This is a genomic window from Curtobacterium sp. ZW137 (genome assembly GCF_003762905.1).
In the GTDB taxonomy this organism is placed as follows: domain Bacteria; phylum Actinomycetota; class Actinomycetes; order Actinomycetales; family Microbacteriaceae; genus Curtobacterium.
This window is the reverse complement of record NZ_RJKS01000002.1, coordinates 225,491-232,032: the sequence shown is the minus strand read 5'-3', so window position 1 is coordinate 232,032 and position 6,542 is coordinate 225,491. Positions and strand designations below refer to the sequence as shown.

At 70.9% G+C, this 6,542-nt stretch carries 5 protein-coding genes; 3 read left to right on the top strand and 2 right to left on the bottom strand.

Annotation, left to right across the window (positions count from 1 at the left end; translation table 11 throughout):
• Window positions 1–448 precede the first annotated feature (448 nt).
• Window positions 449–1,387 carry an aldo/keto reductase gene (locus EDF55_RS06250; RefSeq protein WP_123654085.1) on the bottom strand — a complete coding sequence of 313 codons (939 nt, stop codon included), beginning with the start codon at window positions 1,385–1,387 and terminating at the stop codon, window positions 449–451.
• 106 nt (window positions 1,388–1,493) lie between these two features.
• Between EDF55_RS06250 and EDF55_RS06245 the strand changes: the two genes are divergently transcribed.
• On the top strand, window positions 1,494–2,102 hold the full coding sequence (locus EDF55_RS06245; protein WP_123654084.1) for a TetR/AcrR family transcriptional regulator: 609 nt from the start codon (window positions 1,494–1,496) through the stop codon (window positions 2,100–2,102).
• Between the two features lie 37 nt (window positions 2,103–2,139).
• Window positions 2,140–2,943 (top strand): carbon-nitrogen hydrolase family protein, encoded by an 804-nt coding sequence (locus tag EDF55_RS06240; protein ID WP_123654083.1) that lies wholly within the window; start codon window positions 2,140–2,142, stop codon window positions 2,941–2,943.
• A 46-nt stretch (window positions 2,944–2,989) separates the two neighbouring features.
• Here the strand turns inward: EDF55_RS06240 and EDF55_RS06235 are convergent, their stop codons facing one another.
• Complete coding sequence (locus EDF55_RS06235) at window positions 2,990–4,216, bottom strand: aminotransferase class I/II-fold pyridoxal phosphate-dependent enzyme (RefSeq protein ID WP_123654082.1); 1,227 nt, start codon at window positions 4,214–4,216, stop codon at window positions 2,990–2,992.
• 182 nt (window positions 4,217–4,398) lie between these two features.
• Between EDF55_RS06235 and EDF55_RS06230 the strand changes: the two genes are divergently transcribed.
• Entirely contained in the window at window positions 4,399–6,417 is a 2,019-nt protein-coding gene (locus EDF55_RS06230) for a S1C family serine protease (protein ID WP_123654081.1), read from the top strand.
• Window positions 6,418–6,542: the final 125 nt, after the last annotated feature.

Below are 6,542 nucleotides of genomic sequence, written 5' to 3'. Positions count from 1 at the left end.
AGCCTGGTCTTTCGCCCGCTCGGCCCCCGGGTGGTTGAGCGGGCGGAATGCCGCGGTGTCCGCCTGGCGGGAGCCTGGTCTTTCGCCCGCTCGGCCCCCGGGCGGTTGAGCGGGCGGAATGCCGCGGTGTCCGCCCGGCGGGGGCCTGGTCTTTCGCCCGCTCGGCCCCCGGGCGGTTGAGCGGGCGGAATGCCGCGGTGTCCGCCCGGCGGGACCCTGGTCTTTCGCCCGCTCGTCGGCTCGTCGGCCCGTCGGCTCGTGGGCTCGGCGACTCGCGGGTCGAGCGGGCGAAATGGCGGGGTGGGCTCGCGGGGAACGCGGGCATTTCGCCCGCTCGGCTGCGAGGCGAGGGGCGGGGCGGGGCGGGCGCGGCTGTGGAGGCGGGGCGGGGCGGGCGGGAGGCCCGGGGCGGGCGTGCGCCGGGCCTCCCGTCCGGATGCGGTCGCGATCAGCCGGCGCGCTTGCCGCGGACACCGTGGCCGAGCTCGTCGATCCGGGCCAGTTCCTCCGGCGTGAAGGTCACGTCGGCGGCGGCGACGTTCTCGGCCACGCGTCCGGGGTTCCGCGATCCCGGGATCGGGACGATGTCATCTCGCTGCGCGAGGATCCACGCGAGGGCAAGCTGGGAGAGCGAGATCCCCTTCGCGGCCGCGAGCTCGGTCAGTCCGGCGACGACGCCGGCGTTCGCGTCGTAGTGTTCCGGCGCCCACCAGTCGAGGAACTGACGGATGTCGTCCGGGGCGTACGCGCTCCGCGGTCCGACCGCGCCGCTGAGGAACCCACGTGCCAGGGGTGAGTACGCGACCAGGCCGATCCCGAGTTCGTCGACGACGGGGAACAGGTCCTCGGACTCGCGCGAGAAGATCGAGTACTCCGTCTGCAGCACCGAGATCGGGTGCACGGCGTTCGCGCGTCGGATGCTCTCGGCGTCGGTGTTGGAGAGCCCGAGGAACCGGACCTTGCCGGCCTGGACGTACTCCTGCATGACGCCGACGACGTCCTCGATCGGGACCGCGGGGTCGTGGATGTGCTGGTAGAGCAGGTCGATCGAGTCCGTGCCGAGGTTGCGGAGGCTCGTGTCGACGACCTCGCGGATGTGGTCGAGCTGCGAGTTCGGCGCGTAGGTCTCCGGGGTGAACCCGAACTTCGTCGCGATGGTGACCTCGTCACGGATCGGTGCCAGGGCTGTGCCGAGGAGCTGCTCACCGGTTCCCCACCCGTAGAGCTCGGCGGTGTCGAAGTGGGTGACCCCGAGTTCGTGGGCGCGGCGGATGGCAGCGATCGACTCGGTGTCGTCGCCCGGCCCGTATGCGTACGTCGTGCCCATCGCGCCGTAGCCGATCGAGCCGACGACGAGCCCCTGCTGGCCGAGGGTGCGTTGCTGCATGTGCTGTCCTTTCGAGACATGGAGAGCGGTACAGGTGGCACTGTACGCCGGAAATGGCAGAGGGTGACACAACTGGCGTTTGCTGCCAGGTCGCTAGACTCGAAGCGTGAGCGACACGAGCACGGAACCGCGCCCCGGTCTGCGGGACATAACCCGCGACGCCGTCCGCGCGCGTATCGCAGCCGTCGCGATCGCCCGGTTCGACGCCGACGGGTTCGAGCGCGTCACCGTGGAACAGATCGCTGCCGAAGCCGGGATCTCCGCGCGGAGCTTCCACCGGTACTTCCCCGCGAAGGAGGACGCTGTCATCGGCGACCCGGCGCGCCATCGCGGAGCCCTCGCGGAGGCGTTCCGCAAACGACCGTCGGACGAGCCGGTGTGGACCGCGCTCCGTGAAGCGTTCGTGCAGATGGTCGCTCGTGGCGGCGAGGACCCCGAGACGGGGCGGCGTTCCGTCCGGGTGATGACGAGCGCGCCGTCCCTCCGAGCCAGGAACCTCGAGAAGCACCAGGCATGGGCGGACGTCCTCACGCCGTTGGTCGCCGGGCGCATCGACGGCACGGACGACGACCTCGACCTGCGTGCGCGGACGGTCGTGCAGGCGGCGCTGGGGTGCTTCGACGTCGCGATCACCACGTGGGCGACCGAGGCCGACGACGATGTGGTCGGCATCCTGCGGCGGGCGTTCGACGTGCTGGACGTCCGACGGAGCTGACCGGGCCGGTCCGGTGTCGGCCGGTTAGCCTTGCTCCGTGACGACCCTGACGATCGCAGCCGCGCAGTTCGCCCCCGTCGACGATCCGGTGGCGAACCTCGAGACCGTCCGCACCGCCGCGGTCGAGGCCGCAGCACGTGGCGCCGACCTGCTCGTCACACCCGAGTACACGTCGTACTTCACCGCGGAGATCGACGACGACTTCGTGGCTGCTGCCCAGCCGATGGACGGCCCGTTCGTGACCGGCCTCCGACAGGTCGCCCGGGACACCGGCGTCGCGCTCGTCGTCGGCACCGCGGAGGCCACGGACCGACCGGAGCGCTTCCGGAACACCCTCGTCGCGATCGGTGCAGACGGAGCCGTCCTGCAGACGTACCGGAAGGTGCACCTCTACGACGCGTTCGGCTCCCGAGAGTCCGACCGCATCGAGCCCGGCGACCCGTCACAGCTCCCCGTGTTCGAACTCGGCGGCGTGCGGATCGGGCTGGAGACGTGCTACGACCTCCGCTTCCCCGAGGTCACGCGGCGACTGGCCGCGGCGTCGGTGGACGTGGTGCTGCTCCCCGCTGAATGGGTCCGCGGTCCGGGCAAGGAGCACCACTGGCGCACGCTGCTGACGGCCAGGGCGATCGAGAACACGATCTGGGTCGTCGGCGTCGGACAGGCACCGCCGGTGGGGATCGGGGGATCGGTGGTGCTGGACCCGGCTGGCGTGGCCACGGCGGCACTCGGTGCGACCCCCGGCATGCTCGTCGCGACGGTGGACACGGCCGTCACCGACGAGGTCCGGCGGGTCAACCCCTCGTTGTCACTGCGTCGCTACGACGTCACGGAGCGCTGAGGCCACCCGGGCCACCCATCAGGTCACGGGCATCGGGCCCGGTCCGTCAGGAGCGCTGCGAGCCGCCGGTCAGGTGACGGGCGCCGAGCCCCGCGAGCCGGCCGGCCGCGTCCTCGAGCACCGATCGACGCTTGCAGAACGCGAAGCGCACGAGCGAGCGGTACCCGGCGGCGTGGTCGGGTCGGACGAAGGCGGAGACCGGCACGCCGACGACCCCGGCGAGGGTGGGGAGTTCGAGGCAGAACGCCCGCGCGTCCTCGTACCCGAGGGGCGCTGTGTCGGCGATGACGAAGTACCCGCCGTCGGGGCGCATCACCTCGAAGCCGGCGGCGATCAGCCCCGCGGCCAGCACCCGGTGCTTCGCCGCGAGATCCGCCGCGATCCCGGCGAACACCTCGTCAGGGAGACGCAGTCCGGCCGCGACCGCGGGCTGGAACGGGGCGCCGTTGACGAACGTCAGGAACTGCTTCACCGATGTGATCGCGTCGACCAGGGGCGGAGGAGCCGTGAGCCAGCCGATCTTCCAGCCCGTGGTGCTGAAGGTCTTCCCAGCGCTCGAGATCGTCACGGTCCGTTCCCGAGCACCCGGGAGCGTGACGATGGGGACATGCGGGACGTCGAAGGTCAGGTGCTCGTAGACCTCGTCGGTGATGACCAGGGCGTCGTACCGTGCCGCGAGCTCGACGACCCTCCGGAGCACCTCGGTGGGGAGGATGCGGCCGGTCGGGTTGTGCGGGGTGTTGACGAGGACGGCGCGTGTCCGGTCCGAGAACGCCGCACGGAGCGTGTCGTCGTCGGGCAGGAAGTCGGGTGCGGTGAGCGGGACGGTGACGTGTGTGCCGCCCGCGAGGCTGATCAGCGCCCCGTACGCGTCGTAGAAGGGCTCGAACGTGATCACCTCGTCGCCGGGTTCGACGAGGGCGAGGAGCGTCGCGGCGAGTGCTTCGGTCGCACCGGCGGTCACGAGGACCTCTCGATCGGGATCGACCTCGATGCCGTACCACCGGCGTTGGTGCTCTGCGATCGCCAGGCGCAGATCGGGAGTACCGCGCCCTGGCGGATACTGGTTCACGCCGTCGCGGATCGCGCGCACAGCAGCGTCGAGGACCTCGGCGGGGCCGTCCTCGTCGGGGAAGCCCTGCCCGAGGTTGATCGCGCCGGTACGCGCTGCCAGGGCACTCATCTCGGCGAACACCGTCGGCGCGGGGACGCCGTCCGGGCCGAGGAGCATCGCGCCCTCCGCGGCGCGCAACCAGGGTCCTGACTGCCGCATGTGGTTCCCTCCGACGAGCGCTCACGCTGAACGGACCCCAACTTAGTGCGTGCCGACGCGCGGGCCCGGGAGTCGATCCACAGCCGACGCATAAGATCGCCATAGTGCACTCGCAGGGCCGTCAGGAGCACTGCCCAGGTGCGTGCGACAGACTGCACGAGCTTGAAAGGAGCACGTCCAGCATGACCGACACCACGCCCAACGGGCACGGCGACGACAACCGTCCGGACGACACGACCCCCGAGGTCGCCGCCGACGATGCCGCGCAGCAGGCGGGCGACGCTGGTGCGTCGACGCCGAGCGACTCCGAGACCACCGCGACCGGGACGGGGAGCCCTGACGAGCACGCGCGTCACGCTGATGCCGACCACACCGACGTGATCGATCCGGTGCCGGCGAACGAGACGAACCAGTACACGGCGCCGTACCCCACGACGCAGTACGGCCAAGACCAGGGCCAAGGCCAGGGCCAGCAGGGCGGCTACGGCCAGGACCACTCGCCCTACGGCGCAGGGTCCGGCCAGGCGAGCGACTACGGCCAGACGAGTGCCTACGGCCAGACGAGCGACTACGGCCAAACGAGTCAGTACGGCCAGACCAGCCAGTACGGCCAGACCAGCCAGTACGGCCAGCAGGACCGTCCTCGGTACGGCGAGTACGCGCAGCCGGCGTCGTCGCAGGCGCCGGGGTCCGCGAGCGAACAGTCCGCCTACGGACAGCAGCCCTCCGGGCAGCCACAGTACGACCAGTCCGCCTACGGCCAGCAGCAGTACGGGCAGCAGCAGTACGGCCAGCAGTCCTACGGACAGCAGTCGTACTCCCAGCCCACCGGCCAGCAGCAGTACGGCCAGTCCGCCCAGGCTCCCTCGTCCGCCTTCGGCGACGACCAGCGCACCGACGGCTCCGACCGCACCAACGGCTACTACTTCTCCGGCGCAGCAGCGACCGGAGCGGGTGCAGGCGCTGCCACGGACACCGCCACGAAGCCGAAGTCCACGCGTTCCCGCATCGTCCTGCCCCTCGTGGGCGGCCTCATCGTCGGCGCGCTCGTCGGCGGGGCTGCCGGTGGTGGCTGGGTGGCGGCGACCTCGAACGGCGGCACCACCTCGAGCTCCTCGAGCTCCAGTGGTGGCAACCTGACGGTCAACGACTACAACTCGGCGACGGTCGTCACCGCGGTCGCCGCGCAGGCCACTCCCTCGGTCGTGACGATCAACGTGTCGTCCTCGAGCGAGGCCGGCACCGGCTCCGGCGTGGTCCTCAGCAAGGACGGCTACATCGTCACGAACACCCACGTGGTGACGCTCGACGGCGACAGCTCGACGGGGACCATCCAGGTCACCACGTCGGACGGCAAGATCTACGCCGGCAAGCTCGTCGGCACCGACCCGACGGTCGACCTCGCGGTGATCAAGATCGACGCGAGCGACCTGAAGCCGATGTCGTTCGCGGACTCCTCGAAGCTCAACGTCGGCGACACCGCGGTCGCGATCGGCGCTCCGCTCGGCCTGTCGAACACCGTCACCGACGGCATCGTGTCGACCCTGAACCGCAGCATCCAGGTCACCTCGAGCGACCCGAACGCCGGCGGCGACTCGAACGAGGGCCAGGGCAACAACGGCAACGGCCCGTTCGACTTCTGGGGCAACGGCGACAACGGCTCGAGCACCGGCACCACCGCCACGGTGTCGCTCCCGGTCATCCAGACCGACGCGTCCATCAACCCGGGGAACTCGGGCGGCGCGCTGCTCGACTCCAAGGGCAAGCTGATCGGCATCAACGTCGCGATCGCGAGTGCCGGCAGCACGGACTCGTCCGACTCCCAGTCGGGCAGCATCGGCGTCGGCTTCTCGATCCCGGCGAACCTGGTGAAGCGGGTCGCGAACGAGATCATCGACAACGGCTCGGCGACGCACGGTCTGCTCGGCGCGACGGTCGGCGACGCGAACGAGGACGCGAAGGCCACACAGATGGGTGCGCTCATCAAGTCTGTGTCCTCCGGCGGTGCGGCTTCCGGAGCGGGCCTGCAGAAGGGCGACGTCGTCACGAAGATCGGCAACGCCACCGTCTCGGACGCGACCGACCTCACGGCGCAGGTGCGGTACTTCGCCGGTGGCGCGAAGACGACGATCACCTACGTGCGCAACGGCCAGTCCCACGAGGCTGACGTGACCCTCGGGACCTACGACAGCAAGAGCTGACGCAACCCCAGATCGGACGGGAGGCTCGGTGCCAGTCGGCACCGGGCCTCCCGTCCGTCGTCAGCCCCGCAGCACCGCCCCGCCGACCCCGCCCCGCGCGCTCGCTCGCTCTCGCACGAGCGGGC

Excerpts from the sequence above, each read along its gene's own strand:
- EDF55_RS06235 (WP_123654082.1), bottom strand. The coding sequence starts at position 4,216 with ATGCGGCAGTCAGGACCCTGGTTGCGCGCCGCGGAGGGCGCGATGCTC.
- EDF55_RS06250 (WP_123654085.1), bottom strand. The coding sequence starts at position 1,387 with ATGCAGCAACGCACCCTCGGCCAGCAGGGGCTCGTCGTCGGCTCGATC.
- EDF55_RS06230 (WP_123654081.1), top strand. The coding sequence starts at position 4,399 with ATGACCGACACCACGCCCAACGGGCACGGCGACGACAACCGTCCGGAC.